The organism is Streptomyces sp. AC1-42W (assembly GCF_003248355.1).
Lineage (GTDB): Bacteria > Actinomycetota > Actinomycetes > Streptomycetales > Streptomycetaceae > Streptomyces.
On sequence record NZ_QKWY01000002.1, the window covers coordinates 1152260 to 1173235 of the forward strand.

Consider the following 20976-nt stretch of genomic DNA (forward strand, 5'->3'; position numbering starts at 1 on the left):
CAGCTGATTCGCCAGGTGTCGGCAGGCTGTTAACCCGCTGTTGCCGTCACGTTGGGCCGCGAATCGGGATGCCTTCCTAAATTCGGAGACGTGCCACGACGTACCGAAAAGACGACCGCTCTCAGAGCAGCCGTGATCGCCGACTCCGACACCCGGTGGAAATGGGGCGCGCTCACCGCGCGCCGCCTCACCGCCCCCGTGTCCGGGACACCCGCCCAGCGGGTCGAGATCAGCGGACTGCTGCTGCGCGGCCGCGCGACGCCGACCCCCCGCCAGCTCGCCGAGGTCGGCGACGTGGGGATCTCCGGCGACCGGGTGCGCGAGGTCACCGCCACCGAATTCCTGCGCGACGTACGGGACGAGGGATACGACGTCGTCGTCCTCGCCCTCGTCGGCGGCGCCGTCCAGGCCATGCTGCACGGCATCGCCGCACTCCGGCTGCCCGCCCGGCCCGTCCTCGTCACCGGCTACGTCGGCGTCGTCTACGAGAAGCTCACCGACGGGCTCCTGCTCCGGCACGGCGCCGACGTCGTCCTCGCCAACTCCCGCCACGACGCGCAGCGCTTCCGCGCCGTGTACGAGGGCGTCGGCGCCGACGCGTCGGCCGTCACCGAAGCCGCGCTCCCGTTCCTCGGCGGCGACCCCTACCGCCCCGAACCCGGCCGCGACACCCTGGTGTTCGCCGCCCAGCCCTCCGTGCCCGAGAACCGCGCCGACCGCACCTACCTGCTGCGCAGGCTCGTCGAGCACGCCCGGCTGCACCCCGGCCGCGAAGTCCTCCTCAAACTGCGCTCCAAGCCCGGCGAACACACCACGCACATCGAGGAACACCCCTACCAGCGGCTCGCCGAACGGCTGCCCGGCGGCCTCCCGCCCAACTTCCGCCTGGTGTACGGGCACATGGGCGAGGTCCTGGACCGCACCGACCTGCTGGTCACCGTGTCCTCCACGGCCGCCCTGGAGTCCCTGCACCGCCGCATCCCCACCGCCGTCCTCACCGACCTCGGGGTCCGCGAGGCGCTCGGCAACCACCACTTCACCGGGTCCGGCCTGCTCACCTCCTTCGACCACCTGGACGCCGGTGCCCGGCCCCGCCCCGACCCCGGCTGGCTGGCCGGCCAGGGCGTCGCCGCGGACGGCGGCTACGCCACGGCCTACGACACCGCCCGCGCCCGCGTCACCGCACTGCTGGCCCGCGGCCGCCTTCCCGACCCGGCGCCCTACTACACCCCGGCCACCGCCCCCGGCTACCTCCCCGGCGTCCTCGCCCGCCACCACCTGGGCCCCGACGGCCACCCGCTGCCCGGCGCCGACGCGCCCCGCGAGGCCGGCCGGGTCAGGACCGCGGTCCGCGAGGCCGTCCGCGACGCGGCCCGGGGCGCGTACCGGCACGGCGTCCAGCGCGTCGCCCCGGTCGTCCGGCGGATGGGCGAGCTGTGAAGACCACCGACACCACACTCACCGGAGCACCGATGAAGCAACCCACCGTGCTCGCCGTCATCCCCGCACGCGGCGGCTCCAAGGGCGTACCGGCCAAGAACCTCGCACCGGTCGGCGGCGTCCCGCTCGTCGCCCGCGCCGTCCGCGCCTGCCTGGCGTCCGGCGAGGTCACCGACGTCGTCGTGACGACCGACGCCCCCGCCGTCGCCGAGGCCGCCCGCACCGCGGCCGAAGCCCTCGGCGAGAGCGCCCGGCTGCACTGCGTCCAGCGCCCCGAGGACATCGCCGGCGACACCGCGACCAGCGAAGCCGCCGTCCTGCACGCCCTCGACGCCTACGAGGCCATGAGCGGCCGCACCGCGGACGTCGTCCTGCTCGTCCAGTGCACCAGCCCCTTCCTCGCCCGCGAGGACATCGACGGGGTCGCCGCGGCCGTCGCCCGCGAAGGCGCCGACACCGCCGTCACCGTCGCCCCCTTCCACGGCTTCCTGTGGCGCGACGGCACCGCCCTGGAGGACCACAACTACGGCGTCAACCACGACAAACGGGTCCGCCCGCGCCGCCAGGACCGCCCCGAGGACCTGCTGGAGACCGGCGCCGCCTACGCCATGGACGCCGCCGGATTCCGCACCCACCGCCACCGCTTCTTCGGCCACACCGCGCTGGTGCGCACCGACCCGGCCCGCGTCCTGGAGATCGACGACCCGCACGACCTGGCCCGCGCCCGCGCGCTCGCCCCCCTCGTGGACCGGGCCCCGCTGCCCACCCGCGAGGACATCGACGCCGTCGTCCTCGACTTCGACGGCACCCAGACCGACGACCGGGTCCTCGTCGACTCCGAGGGCCGCGAGACCGTCGCCGTGCACCGGGGCGACGGACTCGGCATCGCCGCCCTGCGCCGGGCCGGCATCCCGCTGCTCATCCTGTCCACCGAGCAGAACCCCGTCGTCGCCGCCCGCGCCCGCAAACTGCGCGTCCCCGTACTGCACGGCGTGGACCGCAAGAACCTCGCGCTCAAGCAGTGGTGCGACGAGCAGTCCCTGGCGCCCGAACGCGTCATGTACGTCGGCAACGACGTCAACGACCTCCCCTGCTTCGCGCTCGCCGGCTGGCCCGTCGCCGTCGCGAGCGCCCACGACTCGGTCCGCGCGGCGGCCCGCGCCGTGACGACCACCCCCGGCGGCTTCGGCGCCGTCCGCGAGATCGCGGCCTGGCTCCTGGGCCCCACCCTCAACACGACCCCCACCAAGTAAGGAACACCTCATGAGCACCTCCCGCCTGCGCACCCTCGGCAACCGCACCGCCGGACCCGGCAACCCCGTCTACATCACCGGCGAGATCGGCATCAACCACAACGGCGACCTCGACAAGGCCCTCGCCCTCATCGACGTGGCCGCCGAAGCCGGCTGCGACGCCGTCAAGTTCCAGAAGCGCACCCCGGAGATCTGCACCCCCCGCGACCAGTGGGACATCGAGCGCGACACCCCCTGGGGCCGCATGACCTACATCGACTACCGCCACCGCGTCGAGTTCGGCGAGACCGAGTACCTGGCCATCTCCGAGCACTGCGCCGAGCGCGGCATCGACTGGTTCGCCTCCCCGTGGGACACCGAGGCCGTCGCCTTCCTGGAGAAGTTCGACGTCCCCGCCCACAAGGTCGCCTCCGCCTCGCTCACCGACGACGAACTGCTGCGCGCCCTGCGCGCCACCGGCCGCACGGTCATCCTCTCCACCGGCATGTCCACCCCGCGCCAGATCCGGCACGCCGTCGAGGTCCTCGGCTCCGACAACATCCTGCTCTGCCACGCCACCTCGACGTACCCGGCCAAGGCCGAGGAGCTGAACCTGCGGGTCATCCAGACCCTCCAGCAGGAGTACCCCAACGTCCCGATCGGCTACAGCGGCCACGAGACGGGCCTGCAGACCACCCTCGCCGCCGTCGCCCTCGGCGCCGCGTTCGTCGAGCGCCACATCACCCTGGACCGCGCCATGTGGGGCTCCGACCAGGCCGCCTCCGTCGAGCCGCAGGGCCTGACCCGCCTCGTCCGCGACATCCGCACCATCGAGGCGTCCCTCGGCGACGGCGTCAAGAAGGTGTACGAGTCGGAGCTCGGCCCGATGAAGAAGCTCCGCCGGGTCACGGGCGTCGTGGCGGAGAGCGACGCGGCGGCCCCGGCCGCCGAGCCGGTCGCGGTCTGACGGGCCGGCCGGTGAACCTCGCCTTCGTCGAGAGCCCGGTCCAGCTCCTGAACGTCCTGGAGTGGGCCGTCACCGAGGGAGGCGGCGGGCGCGTCCTCACGGACGTCACCGTCGTCGTCCTCCCCCCGGTCGACCCGATGTCGCGCGGCCAGCTGCGCCGGATGGCGGAGCTGGCCCGCGACGAGGGCATGACCGTGCGCTGGCAGGAGGCGCGCGGCGACTCGGGCACCCCCGTCAAGTCGCTGCGCGCCCTCACCCGGCTCATCCGCACCGCCGACCACATCGTCATCGGAGACCCGTTCTCGCGGTACGTACAGCTGCTGCTCTCGTTCGTACGGCCCCGCCGCCTCACCGTGGTGGACGACGGCACCGCCACCATGGAGTTCGTCGCCCAGCTCACCCGCGGCGAGCGGCTGGTCCGCTGGCACCGGCGCGGCGGGCGCGGCCCCCGCGACCTGGCGCTGGCCCCGGTGGCGGCCACCGCCCGGCGCCGCTTCACGCCGTCCCCGGCGCGCGAGGTCGAGCTGTTCACCGCCATGCCGGTGATCCCGCCGCCGGGCGTCGTCCTCATCCCGAACACCTTCGCCTGGACCCGGTCCCGCTTCGGCCCCCCGTCGCTGACCAAGGGCGCGGACCTGGTCGGCACCTCGCTGGTCGAGACGGGCGTGGTGGACCGGGCCCGCTATCTGGAGGCGGTCGGCGCCCTCGCCCGTACGCACGGCGCCACCCGCTACTTCGCCCACCGCCGCGAGTCCACCGAGAAACTGCACGCGCTGGAGGCGGCCACCGGCCTGGAGATCGTCCGGCCCGACCTCCCGCTGGAACTCATCGCCCGCCGCGGCCCCATCGGCCGCACGGTCCTGAGCTTCCCCTCGACGGTCGTCCACACCCTGCCGCTCGCGCTGACCGGCACCGAGGTGAAGGTCGCGGTCTGCGACATCGCCCCGGAGTGGCTGCGCGAAACCGCATCGCCGCGCGCCCAGGGCTTCCTGGCCGGCGTCACCGAAACGGCCCGCGACGCACAGCGGCTGGCCCCCTGGCGGGTCACCGCCGTGACGGGGGAGGCGTAGGGAGGAGCCGCGACGCGCGGGGGGCGTCCGGTCGAGCACGGCGCCGGCGCGAGGCGAGCGCGGCAGTTTACCCATCACAGCCGCGCCCCACACGCCGGGACGCGGCCAAAGAATCCCCTAAGTGGCTGAAGATTTCTTGTTTCATGGTCAGTTGAGGAGGGAAGAGGCATACCCTTCAACAGGTGAGCCAGTTGATCTGCCCCGAGTCCGCCGCCGGCCCGTCCCAGGACGGAACCCTGCCCGGTGCACTGCCCGACGCCCTGCGCGCCGAGCTGATCGCCTTCCGCAGGGACCTGCACATGCACCCCGAACTGGGCAACCAGGAGTTCCGCACCACCGCGGCCCTCAAGGCCCGGCTGGAGCAGGCCGGGCTCGCCCCGAAGGTGCTCGCCTCCGGGACCGGGCTCATGTGTGACGTCGGCACCCCCGGGGAAGACACCCGGCCCATGCTCGCGCTGCGCGCCGACATCGACGCGCTCCCCATCCCGGACAGCAAGACCGGGGTGCCCTACCGCTCCACCGTGCCCGACCGGGCCCACGCCTGCGGGCACGACATCCACACCACCGCCGTCCTCGGCGCCGGGATCGTCCTCGCCGAGCTGGACCGGCAGGGGCTGCTGCCCAACCCGGTGCGGCTGATCTTCCAGCCGGCCGAGGAGGTGCTGCCCGGCGGCGCGCCCGACGCCATCGCGTCCGGGGTCCTGGAGGGCGTCGGCCGCATCATCGGCGTCCACTGCGACCCCAAGGTGGACGTCGGCCGGATCGGGCTGCGGGTCGGCGCGATCACCTCCGCCTGCGACCGCCTCGAACTCGCCCTGGACGGGCCCGGCGGCCACACCGCCCGCCCGCACCTGACCACGGACCTGGTCACCGCCGCCGCCAAGATCGTCACCGAGGTGCCCGCCCTGCTGGCCCGGCGCGTCGACGCCCGCTCCGGCCTCGCGGTCACCTGGGGGCGCCTGGAGGCCGGCCACGCCTGCAACGTCATCCCGCAGCACGCCGAGCTGTCCGGAACCGTGCGCTGCCTCGACCTCGCCGCGTGGCGCGAGGCGCCCGACCTGGTGCACGCCGCGATCGACGAGATCGCCGGCCTGCACCGTGCCAAGACGGTGATCGACTACGTCCGGGGCGTGCCGCCCGTGGTCAACGACGCCGCGTCCATCGACCTCCTGGCCGGCGCGATGACCGCCCGCCGCGGCGCGTACGCCATCGAGGACACCGAGCAGAGCCTGGGCGGCGAGGACTTCTCCTGGTACCTGGAGCACGTCTCGGGCGCCATGGCGCGGCTCGGGGTCCGTACCCCGGGGGACACCCGCGGACTCGACCTCCACCGCGGCAACTTCGACGCGGACGAGGAGGCGATCACGGTGGCGGCCGAACTGTTCACCGCCTCCGCGCTGCTCTACGTCAACCAGCCGTAACCGGACAGGTCGCCCGGGGGATGCCCCTCGTTCGCGACGATCCGATAACGGCTTCCGTACAGGGCTTTATCTGACATCTACGCGCGTTACGATCGCCGCGAAACCAGCGCCGGAAGAGGCGCTTCGGTCAGGTTTGAAGGAGCCTTCCCTTGCGCCGGGTATCCAAGATCAGCGCCGCGATCGCCGTCACCGCGGCCCTCGCGCTCACCGCCACCGCGTGTGGCGAGTCGTCCGACGAGAGTTCCGGCTCGGACGACGGCAAGATGAAGATCGGCATGGCCTACGACGTCGGCGGCCGTGGCGACAACTCGTTCAACGACTCCGCCGCGCGCGGCCTGGACAAGGCCAAGGCCGAGTTCGGCGCCGAGACCAAGGAGCTGACCGCCAAGACCGGCGAGAGCTCCGCCGACCGCGACCAGCGCCTCCAGTCGCTCGCCGAGGGCGGCTACAACCCGGTCATCGCCATCGGCTTCGCGTACAAGGAGTCGGTCGACAAGATCGCGCCCAAGTACCCGAACATCTCCTTCGGCCTGGTCGACTCGGTCTCCGACGTCAAGAACGTCGACAACATCGTCTTCACCGAGGAGCAGGGCTCCTACCTCGCCGGTGTCGCGGCGGCGCTGAAGTCCAAGGACGGCAAGGTCGGCTTCATCGGCGGTGTGGACCTCCCGCTGATCAAGAAGTTCGCCGCCGGCTTCCGCCAGGGCGTCCTGGACACCAAGCCCAAGGCCACGGTGCAGATCCAGTACCTGTCCACCGGCTCGGACCTCTCCGGCTTCGGCAGCCCCGGCACGGGCAAGGCCGCCGCCAAGGGCATGCTCGACAAGGGCATCGACGTCATCTTCGCCGCCGCGGGCGGCTCCGGCGCCGGCTCGATCGAGGCCGTCGCGGGCAAGAAGGGCGCCTGGTCCATCGGCGTCGACTCCGACCAGGCCCTGGACCCGGCCCTGGCGAAGTACAAGGACACGATCCTGACCTCGGTCGTCAAGAACGTCGACTCCGGCGTCTACGACCTGGTCAAGTCGGTCAAGGACGGCAAGCCGATCACCGGCACCCAGACGTACTCGCTGGCCAAGGGCGGCGTCAGCCTGACCCCCACGGGTGACCACCTCAAGGACATCCAGGCCCAGCTCGACGAGGCGAAGAAGAAGATCGTCGACGGCACCATCAAGGTCAAGACCACGACCTGATCCCCACGTCGAGATCGGGGCCCGGCGAGCGGCTTCGGCCGCCCGTTCCGGGCCCCGATTCACGTACCCCCGGCGGGGCGAGGGCCACCTGTGATCAGGTGGCCAACGATTCGGCGACGCTACGCGCGTAGCGTCGGGACTGGAACCGGCCGGGCGCGATACGTTTTCCACCCCCCGCCTCCCCGTCCCCACCGCCCCCGCCCTCCGCTCCTGCCAAGGAGAGTGCGCCATCAACGCGTCCAGCAGTTCCAACGCCGTGGAGCTCCGCGGTATCACCAAGCGATTCCCCGGAGTCGTGGCCAACCACGACATCGACATCACCGTGCGCCGCGGCACCGTCCACGCCCTCGTCGGCGAGAACGGCGCCGGCAAGTCCACTCTGATGAAGATCCTGTACGGCATGCAGAAGCCGGACGAGGGCACCATCGCGGTGGACGGCGAACAGGCCGTGTTCTCCAACCCGGGCGACGCCATCGCCCGCGGCATCGGCATGGTGCACCAGCACTTCATGCTCGCCGACTACCTCACCGTCCTGGAGAACGTCGTCCTCGGCTCCGAGAAGCTGTACGGCATCGGGGACCGGGCCCGCGCCAGGATCAAGGAGATCTCCGACGCGTACGGCCTCGGCGTCCGCCCGGACGCCATGGTCGAGGACCTCGGCGTCGCCGACCGCCAGCGCGTGGAGATCCTCAAGGTCCTCTACCGGGGCGCCCGCACCCTGATCCTCGACGAGCCCACCGCCGTCCTCGTGCCCCAGGAGGTCGACGCCCTCTTCGACAACCTGCGCGAGCTCAAGGCCGAGGGCCTGACCGTCATCTTCATCTCGCACAAGCTGGGCGAGGTCCTGTCGGTCGCCGACGAGATCACCGTCATCCGGCGCGGCACCACCGTCGGCACCGCCGACCCCCGCAACACCACGACCAAGCAGCTCGCCGAGCTGATGGTCGGCAGCGAACTGCCGTCCCCCGAGACCCGCGAGTCGACGGTCACCGACGTCCCCATGCTCACCGTCGACGGCCTGCGGCTCACCGCGACCGACCCGGACGGCGCCGTGCGCGCCGTCCTCGACGGCATCACCTTCACCATCCACAAGGGCGAGGTCCTGGGCATCGCCGGCGTCGAGGGCAACGGCCAGTCCGAACTGGTCGACGCCATCATGGGCATGCGCTCCCCGGACGAGGGCGCCCTCACCCTGGACGGCACGGACATCTCCCGCACCCCGACGCGCAAGCGCCGCGAGGGCGGCATGGCCGTCATCCCCGAGGACCGCCACCGGCACGGACTCCTCCTGGAGGCCCCCCTCTGGGAGAACCGCATCCTCGGCCACGTCACGGAACGCCCCAACAGCAGGGGCGCCTTCCTCGACATCAAGGCCGCCCGCACCGACACCGAGCGGATCGTGCGCGACTACGACGTACGCACCCCCGGCATCGACGTCACCGCGGCCTCCCTCTCCGGCGGCAACCAGCAGAAGCTGATCGTCGGCCGCGAGATGAGCCACGCGCCCAAGCTCCTGATCGCCGCGCACCCCACCCGGGGCGTCGACGTCGGCGCGCAGGCGCAGATCTGGGACCAGATCCGCGAGGCGCGCGTCGAGGGCCTCGCGGTGCTGCTGATCTCCGCCGACCTGGACGAGCTGATCGGGCTCTCCGACACCCTGCGCGTCATGTACCGCGGCCGCCTGGTCGCGGACGCGGACCCGGCGACCATCACCCCCGAGGAGCTGGGCTCGGCGATGACGGGCGCGGCCGGCGGCCACCTCGAAGCGCCGGAGGAGGGCGGGACCGCCGCCGCCACGGACGACGACACCGACCCCCGCGAAGGGGGAGAGGACCGATGAAGAAGATCGACAAGGAGCGGCTGCTCCTGGGGATCGCGGCCCCCGTACTCGCGATCGTGGTCGCCTTCCTGGTGACGGCACTCGTGCTCGCCGCCACCGGCAAGGAGCCGTTCAACGCCTTCGGCATCATGTTCGACTACGGGCTGAAGTCGGACAGCCAGGTCTACATCCTGAACAAGGCGACGACGTACTACCTCGCGGGCCTCGCGGTGGCCGTCGGCTTCCGGATGAACCTCTTCAACATCGGCGTCGACGGGCAGTACCGCCTCGCCGCCTTCTTCGCCGCCGCGCTCGGCGGCGCGCTGACCCTGCCCGGCGCCCTCCAGATCCCGCTGATCATCCTCACCGCGATGATCGTCGGCGCCATGTGGGCCGGCATCGCCGGTCTGCTCAAGGTCACCCGCGGCGTCAGCGAGGTCGTCTCCACGATCATGCTGAACTCCATCGCGACCGCGGTCATCGGCTATCTGCTCCAGCAGAACCGCCTCGGCCACCTCGACGAGGCCGGCACCAAGATCTCCACCAAGCCGCTGCCCGAGTCCTCGCACTTCTTCGAGTTCCCGACGACGCCCACGCCCATCTGGGGCTTCATCGTCGTCGCCGTCGCCGCCGGCATCGCGTACTGGTTCACCCTCTCGCGCACCCGCTTCGGCTTCGACCTGCGCACGGTCGGCCAGTCCGGCTCCGCCGCCGAGGCCAGCGGCGTCAACGTCCGCCGCATGGTCATCACCTCGATGCTCATCTCCGGCGGCGTCGCCGGCCTCATCGGCATGCCGACGCTGCTCAACGACAGCCACGAGTTCAGCGGCGACTTCCCCATCGGCATCGGTTTCACCGGCATCGCCATCGCCCTCCTGGGCCGCAACCACCCCATCGGCATCGCGCTCGGCGCGCTGCTCTGGGGCTTCCTGGAGCGCGGCACCGGAAAGCTGGAGTTCGAGGGGTACGACAAGGAGATCGTCGGCGTGATCCAGGGCGTCATCGTCCTGTGCGTCGTCATCGCCTACGAGGTCGTCCGCCGCTACGGACTCAAGCGCCAGCAGAGCAAGGTCGGCGCGGAACTCGCCGCACAGGCCGCCCGTAACTCCGACCAGCAGGAGGTGTCGGCGTGACCGCCACGGCGACTTCCACCCCGCCCCCGGCGGCCCCCAAGGTCTCCGGCGGCAAGAGCGGCCGTTCCCGCCTCTCCTTCCCCGTACTCCTGCTGATCATCGCGGGCGTCCTGCTCGCGCTGTCCGCCGTACGCGCCATCACCGGCGCCCAGGACGTCACGTCCGCGGGCCAGATCAGCGCCGCCCTCGCCATGGCCGTACCGATCGGCCTCGCCGGTCTCGGCGGCCTGTGGTCCGAACGCGCCGGCGTGGTCAACATCGGCCTCGAAGGCATGATGATCCTCGGCACCTTCTTCGGTGCCTGGGCCGGCTGGCAGACCAGCCCCTGGATCGGTGTGCTCGCCGGTGTCATCGGCGGCATGCTCGGTGGTCTGCTGCACGCCGTCGCCACCATCACCTTCGGCGTCGACCACATCATCTCCGGCATCGCGATCAACATCCTGGCCCTCGGTTTCACCACCTACTTCGCCAAGCTCTGGTTCAACAGCGGCGAGGCGGCGGCCAAGGGCGGCTCCCCGAAGCAGTCCCCGCCGGCCGACGAGATCACCTCGGTGACCATCCCCGGCCTCTCCGACGCACTGCACTCCATCGAGAAGCACCACTGGTTCTTCGTCTCCGACCTGGCGGGCATCCTCGGCGGCCTGGTCACCAACCTCTCGCTGCTGACGGTCCTGGCCGTCGTCCTGTTCGTCGCGACCTTCTTCGTCCTGTGGAAGACCGCGTTCGGCCTGCGGCTGCGCTCCTGCGGCGAGAACCCGGTCGCCGCCGAATCGCTCGGCGTCAACGTCTACCTGTACAAGTACGCCGCGGTGATCGTCTCCGGCGGCCTCGCCGGACTCGGCGGCGCCTTCCTCTCGCTGGTCACCTCGCACATCTACAACGAGGGCCAGACCGGCGGACGCGGTTACATCGGTCTCGCCGCGATGATCTTCGGCAACTGGCGCCCCGGCGGACTCGCCATGGGCGCGGGCCTGTTCGGCTTCGCCGACGCGCTCCAGCTGCGCAACGGCGGCCAGTCCGTCCACGCGCTGCTCCTGCTGCTGTTCGTGGTCCTCGTCGGCATCGCCGGCTGGAAGCTCTACCGCAAGAGCTACACCCAGGGCGTCGTCAGCGCCGTCGTCGCGGCCGTCGTCCTGGTCTGGTACCTCGGTACGGACAGCGTGCCCACCGAGTTCGTCAGCGCCACCCCGTACATCGTCACACTGCTCGTCCTCTCCCTCTCCGCACAGCGGTTGCGGATGCCCAAGGCGGACGGCATGCGCTACCGCAAGGGCCAGGGCAAGTGACCGCCGCGGCCTTCACCGACGCCGACTGGGAGGCCCTGCGGGCCGCCGCGCGGGACGCCATGTCCCGCGCGTACGCCCCCTACTCCGGCTACCCGGTCGGCGTCGCCGCCCGCGTCGACGACGGCCGCACGATCACCGGCTGCAACGTCGAGAACGCCTCGTACGGGATCGGGCTGTGCGCCGAGTGCGGCCTGGTCTCCCAGCTGCACGCCACCGGCGGCGGCCGGCTCACCCACTTCACCTGCGTGGACGGGGCGGGCGAGATCCTGGTCCCGTGCGGCCGGTGCAGGCAGCTGCTGTACGAGTTCGGCGGCCCGGAAATGCTCCTGGAGACCCCGGACGGCCTCCGCACCCTGGACGAGATGCTGCCGCAGGCCTTCGGCCCGGCCCACCTCGGCTGAACCACCGCCGGGTGGACCCGCACAACGGGTCCACCCGGCAGCTCTTTCTCCCTCTATGCGCGTAGAGTCAGCCACTCACGCGTTTGTACGAACCGGCCGGAAGGACGCCTCACCATGGACGCCATCTCCGTCATCCGCACCAAGCGGGACCGCGGCGAGCTGACACCCGAGCAGATCGACTGGGTCATCGACGCGTACACCCGCGGCGAGGTCGCCGACGAGCAGATGTCCGCGCTGGCCATGGCGATCCTGCTGAACGGCATGAACCGTACGGAGATCGCCCGCTGGACCGCCGCGATGATCGCCTCCGGCGAACGCATGGACTTCGCCGAGCTCTCCCGCCCCACCACGGACAAACACTCCACGGGCGGCGTCGGCGACAAGATCACCCTCCCGCTCGCCCCGCTCGTCGCCGCCTGCGGCGCGGCCGTGCCCCAGCTCAGCGGCCGCGGCCTCGGCCACACCGGCGGCACGCTGGACAAGCTGGAGTCCATCCCCGGCTGGCGCGCCCACCTCTCCAACGCCGAGATGCTGGACGTCCTCGACACCACCGGCGCCGTCATCTGCGCCGCCGGCGACGGCCTGGCCCCCGCCGACAAGAAGCTGTACGCGCTGCGCGACGTCACCGGCACCGTCGAGGCGATCCCGCTCATCGCCAGCTCGATCATGTCCAAGAAGATCGCCGAGGGCACCGGCGCCCTCGTCCTGGACGTCAAGGTCGGCTCCGGCGCCTTCATGAAGAACCTCGACGACGCCCGCGAGCTGGCCTCCACCATGGTCGCCCTCGGCACCGACAGCGGCGTCCGCACGGTCGCCCTGCTCACCGACATGTCCACCCCGCTCGGCCTCACCGCGGGCAACGCCCTGGAGGTCCGCGAGTCCGTCGAGGTCCTGGCCGGCGGCGGCCCCAAGGACGTCGTCGACCTCACCCTGGCCCTCGCCCGCGAGATGCTGGACGCGGCCGGGCTCAAGGACGCCGACCCGGAGAAGGCCCTCACCGACGGCTCCGCGATGGACGTCTGGCGCCGGATGATCTCCGCCCAGGGCGGCGACCCGGACGCCCCGCTGCCGGTCGCCCGCGAGCAGCATGTCATCAAGGCGTCCGCCTCCGGCGTGCTGACCCGCCTGGACGCGTACGACATCGGCGTCGCCGCCTGGCGCCTGGGCGCGGGCCGCGCCCGCAAGGAGGACCCGGTGCAGGCCGGCGCGGGCATCGAGCTGCACGCCAAGCCCGGCGACGAGGTCACCGCCGGTCAGCCGCTGCTGACGCTGCACACGGACACCCCGGAGAAGTTCGACTACGCCCTCAAGGCGCTCCCGGACGCGTACGACATCGAACCGGCCGGCACCCCGTTCACGGCGACCCCGGTGGTGCGGGAACGTATCGCCTGACCTGCGCCTTCCCCGTACGGGTGAACGGGACCGGTGGACTGCCCCCGGTCCCGTTCGGCATGCTGGACTCGGTGACGCACCAATACGAGGAGAGACCGCCATGAGCGCACTCACCGTCGATCCCGCGCCGGGCCAGGGACAGGGCCAGGAGTGGGACGACCTCGTCCGGATCTGGGAGGAGACGGACGCGCCGGAGGGCTGCAAGGTGGAGATCATCGAGGGGATCGTCACTGTGTCGCCGCCACCGTCCAAGGACCACAACACCACTGCGGAGCTGCTCCAGCGCAGGCTCTACTCCGTGATCCCGCAGGACTGGGGTATTTATCAAACCCTGGGCGTCTCGGTCCCCGGACGGGCCGGGCTCTACATCCCCGACCTCGTGGTCGTCCCGCGGGCCGTGGCGACCGGGCCGGGCAACCGCGTCCCCGCGGAGGAAGCGCTGCTGGTCGTCGAGATCACGTCGCAGGCCAACGCCAACCACGACCGCATCGGCAAGGTGCACGGCTACGCGAAGGCGGGCGTCGAGCTGTTCCTCCTGCTGGACCCCTGGCACTCGGGCCGTCCCACCGCCACGCTGTACGGGGAGCCCCGGAGCGGTACGTACCGGCAGCTGGCCACGGTCGAGTACGGCGAGAAGCTGACCCTCCCCGATCCGTTCGGCCTGGACCTGGACACGGGGATCTTCCCGGCCGGCTGAGGAGCCCGCAGGAGCCCGCGGGGCTGCGGGCGCGGCGAGTCGCCCCGAGTCCGGGCGATGGACTCGGGCGATGAGTTCCGGCGATGAGTTTTCGATGCGGCCTGGGTCTGTCAGGGTATGGAAGCCCCGCGCCCGGCCGCGCTCGTCCTCTCCGGCCGCCTCACCCGCGCCGCCGGCCCGCGCCTGTGCGCCGAGCTGGAGGCCCTGCTCGCGGCGACCCCGGCCGCGGTCACGGCGGTCGACTGCGACCTGAGCGGGCTCGTCCACCCGGACCTGACCACGGTCGAGGTCCTGGCCCGCCTCTCCCTGACCGCCCGGAGGACGGGCAACCGCCGCCTGCGGCTACGGGGGACACCCCCGGAACTGGGGGCGTTGCTCAACCTGGTGGGGCTGGGGGACGTGGTGGGGGACGGGCGGCCGTGAAGCGGGCGCCGCCCGGCCCGCGCACCTTACGCCGCGTCCGCCTCCAGGCGGTCCGGGAGGCCGAACAGCGGGAACCAGCGGGGCGTGTCCAGGAAGCAGTGCATGCCCGTGATCGCGCCGTCCGAGATGTCGATGACCTGGACCGCCCACGGGACGAAGCCGGGGCCCTCCGGGTTCGGCTTGTAGTGGGCGAAGGCCGGGGTGCCGTTGGCGGAGGTCGCGACGAGACGGGAGCCGGCGCAGCCCGCGCCGATGGAGGTCATGAAGCCGGTGATGTCGTCGTGGCCCCGGAGCCAGAGGTCGAACGGCGGCATCGTCATCACCGCGTCCTCGTGGAGGAGGGCGGTCAGCGCCTTCATGTCGTAGCCCTCGAACGCCGCCACGTACCGCTCCAGGAGCTTGGCCTGCTCCTCGTCCAGCGGGTTCGCCGCGTCGGCGGCCACGGTCTCGTGGTCGGTGAGCGTCGCCCGTGCGCGCTGGAGGGCGCTGTTGACCGAGGCGACCGAGGTGTCGAGCAGCTCCGCCACCTCGGCGGCCTTCCACGCCAGCACCTCGCGCAGGATCAGCACGGCCCGCTGCTTCGGCGGCAGATGCTGGAGCGCGGCGACGAACGCGAGCCGCACCGACTCGCGCGCCACCGCCGCCTCCGCCGGGTCCTCAATCGTCGGCAGGATGCGGCCGTCCGGCATCGGCTCCAGCCAGGTGTTCTCCGGCAGCGGGTTGAGCGCGGCCTGCGCGAGCGGCGTCGGCCCCGACAGATCCACCGGCCGCGCCCGCTTCCTGCCCGCGTTCAGCATGTCGAGGCACACGTTTGTCGCGATGCGGTACAGCCAGGAGCGCAGCGAGGACCGGCCCTCGAACTTGTCGAAGTTGCGCCAGGCCCGGACCAGCGTGTCCTGGACCGCGTCCTCCGCCTCGAAGGCCGAGCCGAGCATCCGGTAGCAGTACCCGGTCAGCTCGACCCGGTGTCCCTCCAGCCGGCTGTCGAGGTCGTCGGCCGCCCCGGAGCCGGACCCCGCGGCCGCCGCCGCTGTCAGTTCACCCATCGCCCGTTCCACCCCTGTCGCGCTGTGACACCGCTCACTTCACCCAGCACTTCGGAAGCTACCGCAGGCCACTGACAACGGGGGCGGGAAGGGCGGAAACCGGTCAGGTCCCCGGCTTGCGGCCGTACACGTAGACGTCGTCGCCGTTCCTCAACAGGTTCCAGTATGACTTCGCGTCGGCGGTACGCATGTTGACGCAGCCGTGCGACCCCGGCGGGTTCCACATCTTCACGCCGACCGCGTGGAACGCCTGCCCGCCGTCGAAGAACTGCGAGTACGGCATGGCCACGTGGTAGATCGACGACACATGGTTCTTGTGGCGCCAGTAGATCTTCTTCGAGCCCGTCCGGGTCTCGTACTTGTCCCGCCCGGTCCGCACCGGAACCGGCCCGAACTTCAGCTTCTTGCCGTCCTGGATCCAGCTGAGCTGCCGCGTCAGGTCGACGCAGGCGATCCGCCCCTTGTTCGTGGGGCACTTCTTGGCCTTGTTCGGGTTCTTCCCGGCGGCCTTCTGCGCGGTGAGCGTCTGCATCGTCCGCCAGGTGACCGGTCCCGCATAACCGATGGCCGGAGTGACACCGTATTTGTTCTGGAACGACCGGATCGCCTTGCAGTCGGCCGACGACTGCTTGCCGTCCACCTTCAGGTGCAGGTACTTCTCGACCTGCTTCTGGTACGGCCCCTTCGACTTCGTGCAGGACGCCGCCTGCGCGCTGCCGCCCGTACCGATGACGAACGCCGGTATCGCGGTCAGCGCCGCGACGGACAGCACCAGCCCCCGCCGCACCCGTACGCCCCCGGCACTCCGAATGTTCCGCATGTTCTCCCCCACTCCCATGTACGCCAACTCCCCTTCGCGCGCACTGCGGTGATTCCGCCTGCTAGATGCGCGAAGGGGAGAGGTTGGTTGTGCGCCGAATGTCTCAGTTCTGTACGGACGCCACGGGGGAGAGCCGCAGCCGTTCGGCACGGGCGGCGCGCGTCCCGTACAGCGTGATGGTGACGACGCCGAGTACGGCGAACAGCCCCAGCGCCACCGTGCCCGCCCAGCCGCCGGCGTGGAAGGCGACCGCGCCCAGCGTGCCGCCCGCGCTGGAGCCCAGGTAGTACGCCGACTGGTACAGGGCCGACGCCTGCGCACGCCCCGTGGTCGCCGTACGGCTGACCGCCGAGGAGGCGACCGCGTGCCCCGCGAAGAACCCGGCCGTGATCAGCACCAGGCCGAGCAGGACGGCGGCCAACCGGTCCGCCAGCGAGAGCAGCAGACCCGCCGCCGTGGTCGACACGGCCAGGTACAGCGCGCCCCGGCGCCCGAGCCGCGCCACCAGCCGACCGGCCGCCGCGGAGGAGACCGTACCCACGAGGTAGACCAGGAAGATCGACCCGACGATGCCCTGCGGCAGGTTGAACGGCGCCTCCACGAGCCGGTAGCCGATGACCGTGTACACCGCGCCGAACACCGTCATGAACAGCGCGCCGATCGCGTACAGCCTGCGCAGCAGCGGGTCGGCGAGGTGCGAACCCACCGTCCTGGCCAGGGCCTTCGGGTTCAGCGTGCCCGGAGTGAAGTGCCGGGCGGGCGGGATCATGAAGTGGAAGACGACCGCGCACACCACGGCCAGCAGCCCGACCGCGCCGAGCGCCGCCCGCCAGCCCCACAACTGCGCGACCCAGCCGGTGAGGATGCGGCCGGTCATCCCGCCGATGCTGTTGCCGGCCACGAACAGTCCGATCGCGGCGACGAGCGCCTTGGGCCGCACCTCTTCCGCCAGATACGCCATCGCCGACGCGGGCAGCCCGGCGAGCGCGGCACCCTGTACGGCGCGCAGCGCGATCAGCCAGCCGAGCGAGGGCGCGAACGGCACGAACAGCCCGACCGTCACCGCGATCACCAGCGAGGCGGTCATCATCTGCCGCCGCCCGAACCGCTCCGACAACGCGCTCAGCGGCAGCACGCACAGCGCCAGCGCGCCGGTCGCCGCGGAGACCGTCCAGCTCGCCTGCCCGGCCGTGGCGCCGAAGGACGCGGACACGGCGGGCAGCAGCGCCTGCGTGGAGTAGAGGAGTGCGAACGTCGCGACACCGGCGGCGAAGAGGGCGAAGCTCATCCGGCGGTAGCCGGGGCGGCCGGGTTCGAGCCGGTCGGTGGTGTCGGTGACGGGGGACGGCTGGGTCGAGGCGGCCACGGTGAGGGTGACCGCCCCGGTACTGGCAGGAGGCATGCGACGAACGTAGGTCGGCCCCCCTTCATGCGTCCAATGCACAAACGGCGAATAATCAATCCCATGGCGCATCAGCACAGCTCACAGCCTCGGCTGTCACCGAGCAGTTACGAAGAAGACATCCGCGCGGTCCTCGCGCCGCGCCTCGCGTACTTCGCGGCGGTCGCCCGCCACGAGCACGTCACGCGCGCCGCGCAGGAACTGGGCGTCCCGCAGTCCACGCTGTCGCGCGCCATGGTCCGGCTGGAGGACGACCTGGGCGTCGCCCTGTTCGCCCGCAAGGGCCGCACCGTCTCCCTCACCCCGGCCGGCCGCACCTTCCTCGGCTCCGCCGAACGCGCCCTCGCCGAGGTGGAGAAGGCCGCCGAATCGGTACGCGCCGACGCGGACCCGGCCGCCGGCAAGGTGGCCTTCGGCTTCCTCCACACGATGGGCTCCGAAACCGTTCCGGCCCTGATCCGTGCCTTCCGGGCCGATCATCCCCGGGTCCGCTTCCAGCTCGTCCAGAACTACGGCGAGGCCATGATCGAACGCCTCCGCGCCGGCGGCCTCGACCTCTGCCTCACCTCCCCGGTCCCGGACGCCCCCGACCTCGTCACCCGCCGCCTGGACGAACAGCGCCTGCGCCTGGTCGTCCCCGAGGACCACCGCCTCGCCACCCGCCGCCGCATCCGCCTCGCCGAAGCGTCCGACGAAACCTTCGTCACCCTCGAACCCGGCTACGGCCTCCGCCGCATCACGGACGACCTCTGCGCCGAAGCCGGCTTCACCCCACGCGTCGCCTTCGAGGGCGAGGAGGCGGAAACCCTGCGCGGCCTGGTCGCGGCGGGCCTCGGCGTGGCCCTCCTGCCCCCACCCGCGGTGGCCCGCCCCGGCGTGGTCGAACTGACGGTGACGGCCCCGAGGGCAGCCCGCGAGATCGGCGTGGCCTGGCTGGACGGCCACCCGGACACACCCCCGGTGGCGGCATTCAAACGGTTCCTCCTGAGCCGCCGGGGAAACCTGCTGCCGGACTGAGGGGCGATGCCCTGCGGACGTGCCGGAATGCAGAGCGGCCCCAGCATTACCGTGATGATGCCGGGGCCATCCCCGCGGGTGCGGGGAGCAACTGAACCGCAGCTGATCCGCGACGGAATCGCCGGGGCCATCCCCGCTGTCGCGAGGAGTCTTGGGACCTACCTGTTCGATCCGAGTATGCCTCGCGTGAAGGCTCGGACGAGGCGGCCTCCTCGACCGCTTGCCTGCGTTCCGCAGCTAATCGGGGATCCTGGACACGGATGACGGCGTTGTCGCAGGTCACTGGGTTCCGGCCTGGTGGAACAACCGGAATCTCCTAGTAACACGTTCTGCGCGACTTCCCTGTATTGACCTGTGGTGTTGCTGTTAAGGTCTGGAACCATGTACGTACGGGCGACGACGCGGAAGAACAAGGACGGCTCGTCCGTGCGCTATCTGCAGCTGGCGCACAACCAGTGGGACGCTGCCGCCGGCACCTCGCGCCCGCAGGTCCTGCACAACTTCGGCCGCGAGGACCGTCTGGACCGGGCGGCCATCGAGCGGCTGGTCACCTCGCTGACCAAGCTGCTCGAGCCGGCTGCCGCACTGCGGGCCACATCCGGCTCGGAGCTGACGTTCCTGGCCTCCCGCCCGATGGGCGGCGCCCACGCCCTGGACGGCTTGTGGCACCGCATCGGGATCGACACGGTGATGAAGAAGCTCCTCAAGGGCCGCCGCCTGGACCCGGCCGCGGAGCGGGTGCTGTTCGCGCTGGTCGCCAACCGGGCCCTGGCCCCGAGTTCCAAGCTTGCCGCGACTCGCTGGATCGAGCACGACAGCCACATCCCCGGCCTGCCCGCCACCAGCGAGGACGCCTGCTACCGGGCGATGGACTGGCTGCTGACCATCGAAGACAAGCTTGCCGAAGAGGTCTACTGGTCCGTCGCCGACCTCCTCAACCTCGAAGTCGACCTGCTGTTCTTCGACACCACCAGCACCTACTTCGAGACCGGCGAGCCCGACACCCCCGCCGCCCGCGACGAGCACGGACGCCTCCTTCACCCGCAGACCGACCCGGACGCCCAGCCAGACAACCACGATCACGACGGCGACGGCGACGGCGACGGCGACGGCGACGGCGAGGAGAACGTGAAGTCGTTCCGGGCGTACGGCAAGAGCAAGGACCACCGCCCGGATCTTCCACAGGTCGTCATCGGCATGGCGGTCACCCGCACCGGCATCCCGATCCGCGTCTGGTCCTGGCCGGGGAACACCGGGGACTCCGCGCTGATCCGCCAGGTCCGCGAGGACCTGCGGGAATGGAAACTGACCCGGGTTGTCTGGGTCGCCGACCGCGGCTTCGCCTCCGAGAAGAACCGCCGCTTCCTGCAGCGAGCCGGCGGCCACTACATCCTGGGCGAGAAGATCCGCTCCGGCTCACCCGCCGCCCAAGCCGCCCTCTCCCGGCAGGGACGCTATGCTCACGTCGCCGACAACATGCAGGTCAAGCAGGTCCAACTCGACGACACCGCCGACCGGTTCGTGATCTGCCACAACCCCGAACAGGCCAAACGCGACGCCGCGATCCGCAGCGACCTCCTCGCCCAGCTCGGCGAGACGATCGCCGACACCGACAAGCTGAGCGCGACCAAGCGCGCCGAACTGCGCGGCCGGCTGTCCACCAAGCCCGGCCTGAACCGGTTCCTGCGCGTCACCCCGAAGGGGCTGCTGCGGATCGACAAGGCGGCGATCAAGGCCGAGGAGCGCCTGGACGGCAAGTTCCTCCTGCGCTGCAGCGACCCGCACCTGTCCCCGGAAGACATCGCGACCGGCTACAAACAGTTGCTGGAAGTGGAACGCGGCTGGCGCGACATGAAGACGATCATCGATCTGCGGCCCGTCTACCACCGCAAGGAAGACCGGATACGCGCCCATGTCCTGCTCTGCTGGCTCACGTTGCTCCTGATCCGCATCGCCGAGACCACCTGCGGCGACACCTGGCTGAACCTGCGCGAGGAACTCGAACGCATCCACGTCGGCACCTTCACCGGCCCCGCCGGGACCTTCCGCCAGCGCACCGAGACCAGCCCCACCCAGCGCGACATCCTCGCCAAGCTCAAGATCCCCGAGCCCAAGCGCATCATCACCCTGGAACCCGGCACACCCGCCTGACCTGCATGAACGCTCCCGCCTAGACACACGCCGATCCGGCGTGCGCTCTGGCATATCCGCAGGTCAACC

At 71.3% G+C, this 20976-nt stretch carries 18 protein-coding genes; 15 read left to right on the forward strand and 3 right to left on the reverse strand.

Translation table 11 applies throughout. From position 1 onward, the window contains the following. The first annotated feature begins 90 nt into the window (after positions 1-90). The 13 genes from DNK56_RS23150 (at position 91) to DNK56_RS23210 (ending at position 14471) form a co-directional block, all read left to right on the forward strand. The gene (locus DNK56_RS23150) at positions 91-1440 is read left to right on the forward strand and encodes a DUF6716 putative glycosyltransferase (RefSeq protein ID WP_111337736.1); all 1350 of its coding nucleotides are present in this window, start codon (positions 91-93) and stop codon (positions 1438-1440) included. 32 nt (positions 1441-1472) lie between these two features. Beyond that, entirely contained in the window at positions 1473-2693 is a 1221-nt protein-coding gene (locus tag DNK56_RS23155) for an acylneuraminate cytidylyltransferase (protein WP_111339503.1), read from the forward strand. Positions 2694-2703: 10 nt separating this feature from the next. Beyond that, positions 2704-3639 (forward strand): N-acetylneuraminate synthase family protein, encoded by a 936-nt coding sequence (locus tag DNK56_RS23160; protein ID WP_111337737.1) that lies wholly within the window; start codon positions 2704-2706, stop codon positions 3637-3639. 11 nt (positions 3640-3650) lie between these two features. Then, positions 3651-4709, forward strand: a complete 1059-nt coding sequence (locus DNK56_RS23165) for a hypothetical protein (RefSeq protein ID WP_111337739.1) — start codon at positions 3651-3653, stop codon at positions 4707-4709. Positions 4710-4900: 191 nt separating this feature from the next. Beyond that, positions 4901-6130, forward strand: a complete 1230-nt coding sequence (locus DNK56_RS23170; protein WP_111337740.1) for an amidohydrolase — start codon at positions 4901-4903, stop codon at positions 6128-6130. A 149-nt stretch (positions 6131-6279) separates the two neighbouring features. Continuing rightward, positions 6280-7320 (forward strand): BMP family lipoprotein, encoded by a 1041-nt coding sequence (locus tag DNK56_RS23175; RefSeq protein ID WP_111337742.1) that lies wholly within the window; start codon positions 6280-6282, stop codon positions 7318-7320. A 256-nt stretch (positions 7321-7576) separates the two neighbouring features. Then, positions 7577-9160, forward strand: a complete 1584-nt coding sequence (locus DNK56_RS23180) for an ABC transporter ATP-binding protein (RefSeq protein ID WP_111337744.1) — start codon at positions 7577-7579, stop codon at positions 9158-9160. Further along, entirely contained in the window at positions 9157-10272 is a 1116-nt protein-coding gene (locus DNK56_RS23185) for an ABC transporter permease (protein ID WP_111337745.1), read from the forward strand. Before DNK56_RS23180 ends, DNK56_RS23185 begins: the two co-directional genes overlap by 4 nt. After that, complete coding sequence (locus DNK56_RS23190; RefSeq protein ID WP_111337747.1) at positions 10269-11558, forward strand: ABC transporter permease; 1290 nt, start codon at positions 10269-10271, stop codon at positions 11556-11558. Before DNK56_RS23185 ends, DNK56_RS23190 begins: the two co-directional genes overlap by 4 nt. Next, the gene (locus DNK56_RS23195; RefSeq protein WP_111337749.1) at positions 11555-11959 is read left to right on the forward strand and encodes a cytidine deaminase; all 405 of its coding nucleotides are present in this window, start codon (positions 11555-11557) and stop codon (positions 11957-11959) included. The genes DNK56_RS23190 and DNK56_RS23195 overlap by 4 nt, the downstream gene beginning before the upstream one ends. A 114-nt stretch (positions 11960-12073) precedes the next feature. Continuing rightward, positions 12074-13351 (forward strand): thymidine phosphorylase, encoded by a 1278-nt coding sequence (locus tag DNK56_RS23200; protein WP_111337751.1) that lies wholly within the window; start codon positions 12074-12076, stop codon positions 13349-13351. A 100-nt stretch (positions 13352-13451) separates the two neighbouring features. Further along, positions 13452-14048, forward strand: coding sequence for a Uma2 family endonuclease (locus DNK56_RS23205; protein ID WP_111337753.1), 597 nt, complete (start codon positions 13452-13454; stop codon positions 14046-14048). Between the two features lie 117 nt (positions 14049-14165). After that, entirely contained in the window at positions 14166-14471 is a 306-nt protein-coding gene (locus tag DNK56_RS23210) for an STAS domain-containing protein (RefSeq protein WP_111337755.1), read from the forward strand. 26 nt (positions 14472-14497) lie between these two features. On the opposite strand, the gene DNK56_RS23215 is transcribed toward DNK56_RS23210, so the two are convergent. The 3 genes from DNK56_RS23215 to DNK56_RS23225 all read right to left on the reverse strand — a co-directional run bounded on the left by DNK56_RS23215 (position 14498) and on the right by DNK56_RS23225 (position 17739). Then, positions 14498-15517: a sigma-70 family RNA polymerase sigma factor gene (locus DNK56_RS23215; protein WP_111337757.1), complete on the reverse strand. Its 1020-nt coding sequence runs from the start codon at positions 15515-15517 to the stop codon at positions 14498-14500. 103 nt (positions 15518-15620) lie between these two features. Further along, on the reverse strand, positions 15621-16337 hold the full coding sequence (locus tag DNK56_RS23220; protein WP_111339505.1) for a L,D-transpeptidase family protein: 717 nt from the start codon (positions 16335-16337) through the stop codon (positions 15621-15623). Positions 16338-16440: 103 nt separating this feature from the next. Further along, positions 16441-17739 carry an MFS transporter gene (locus DNK56_RS23225; protein ID WP_111337758.1) on the reverse strand — a complete coding sequence of 433 codons (1299 nt, stop codon included), beginning with the start codon at positions 17737-17739 and terminating at the stop codon, positions 16441-16443. A gap of 63 nt (positions 17740-17802) precedes the next feature. Between DNK56_RS23225 and DNK56_RS23230 the strand changes: the two genes are divergently transcribed. Next, on the forward strand, positions 17803-18756 hold the full coding sequence (locus DNK56_RS23230) for a LysR family transcriptional regulator (RefSeq protein WP_111337761.1): 954 nt from the start codon (positions 17803-17805) through the stop codon (positions 18754-18756). Between the two features lie 381 nt (positions 18757-19137). Further along, a complete protein-coding gene (locus DNK56_RS23235) occupies positions 19138-20907 on the forward strand; it encodes an IS1634 family transposase (protein WP_111334132.1) in 1770 nt (589 codons plus the stop codon). Positions 20908-20976 lie beyond the last annotated feature (69 nt).

Bases quoted from the DNA above. Each gene is read 5' to 3' on its own strand.
- DNK56_RS23155 (WP_111339503.1), top strand. From the start codon at position 1,473: ATGAAGCAACCCACCGTGCTCGCCGTCATCCCCGCACGCGGCGGCTCC.
- DNK56_RS23160 (WP_111337737.1), top strand. From the start codon at position 2,704: ATGAGCACCTCCCGCCTGCGCACCCTCGGCAACCGCACCGCCGGACCC.
- DNK56_RS23185 (WP_111337745.1), top strand. From the start codon at position 9,157: ATGAAGAAGATCGACAAGGAGCGGCTGCTCCTGGGGATCGCGGCCCCC.
- DNK56_RS23200 (WP_111337751.1), top strand. From the start codon at position 12,074: ATGGACGCCATCTCCGTCATCCGCACCAAGCGGGACCGCGGCGAGCTG.
- DNK56_RS23205 (WP_111337753.1), top strand. From the start codon at position 13,452: ATGAGCGCACTCACCGTCGATCCCGCGCCGGGCCAGGGACAGGGCCAG.
- DNK56_RS23210 (WP_111337755.1), top strand. From the start codon at position 14,166: ATGGAAGCCCCGCGCCCGGCCGCGCTCGTCCTCTCCGGCCGCCTCACC.
- DNK56_RS23215 (WP_111337757.1), bottom strand. From the start codon at position 15,517: ATGGGTGAACTGACAGCGGCGGCGGCCGCGGGGTCCGGCTCCGGGGCG.
- DNK56_RS23220 (WP_111339505.1), bottom strand. From the start codon at position 16,337: ATGCGGAACATTCGGAGTGCCGGGGGCGTACGGGTGCGGCGGGGGCTG.
- DNK56_RS23225 (WP_111337758.1), bottom strand. From the start codon at position 17,739: ATGCCTCCTGCCAGTACCGGGGCGGTCACCCTCACCGTGGCCGCCTCG.
- DNK56_RS23230 (WP_111337761.1), top strand. From the start codon at position 17,803: ATGGCGCATCAGCACAGCTCACAGCCTCGGCTGTCACCGAGCAGTTAC.
- DNK56_RS23235 (WP_111334132.1), top strand. From the start codon at position 19,138: ATGTACGTACGGGCGACGACGCGGAAGAACAAGGACGGCTCGTCCGTG.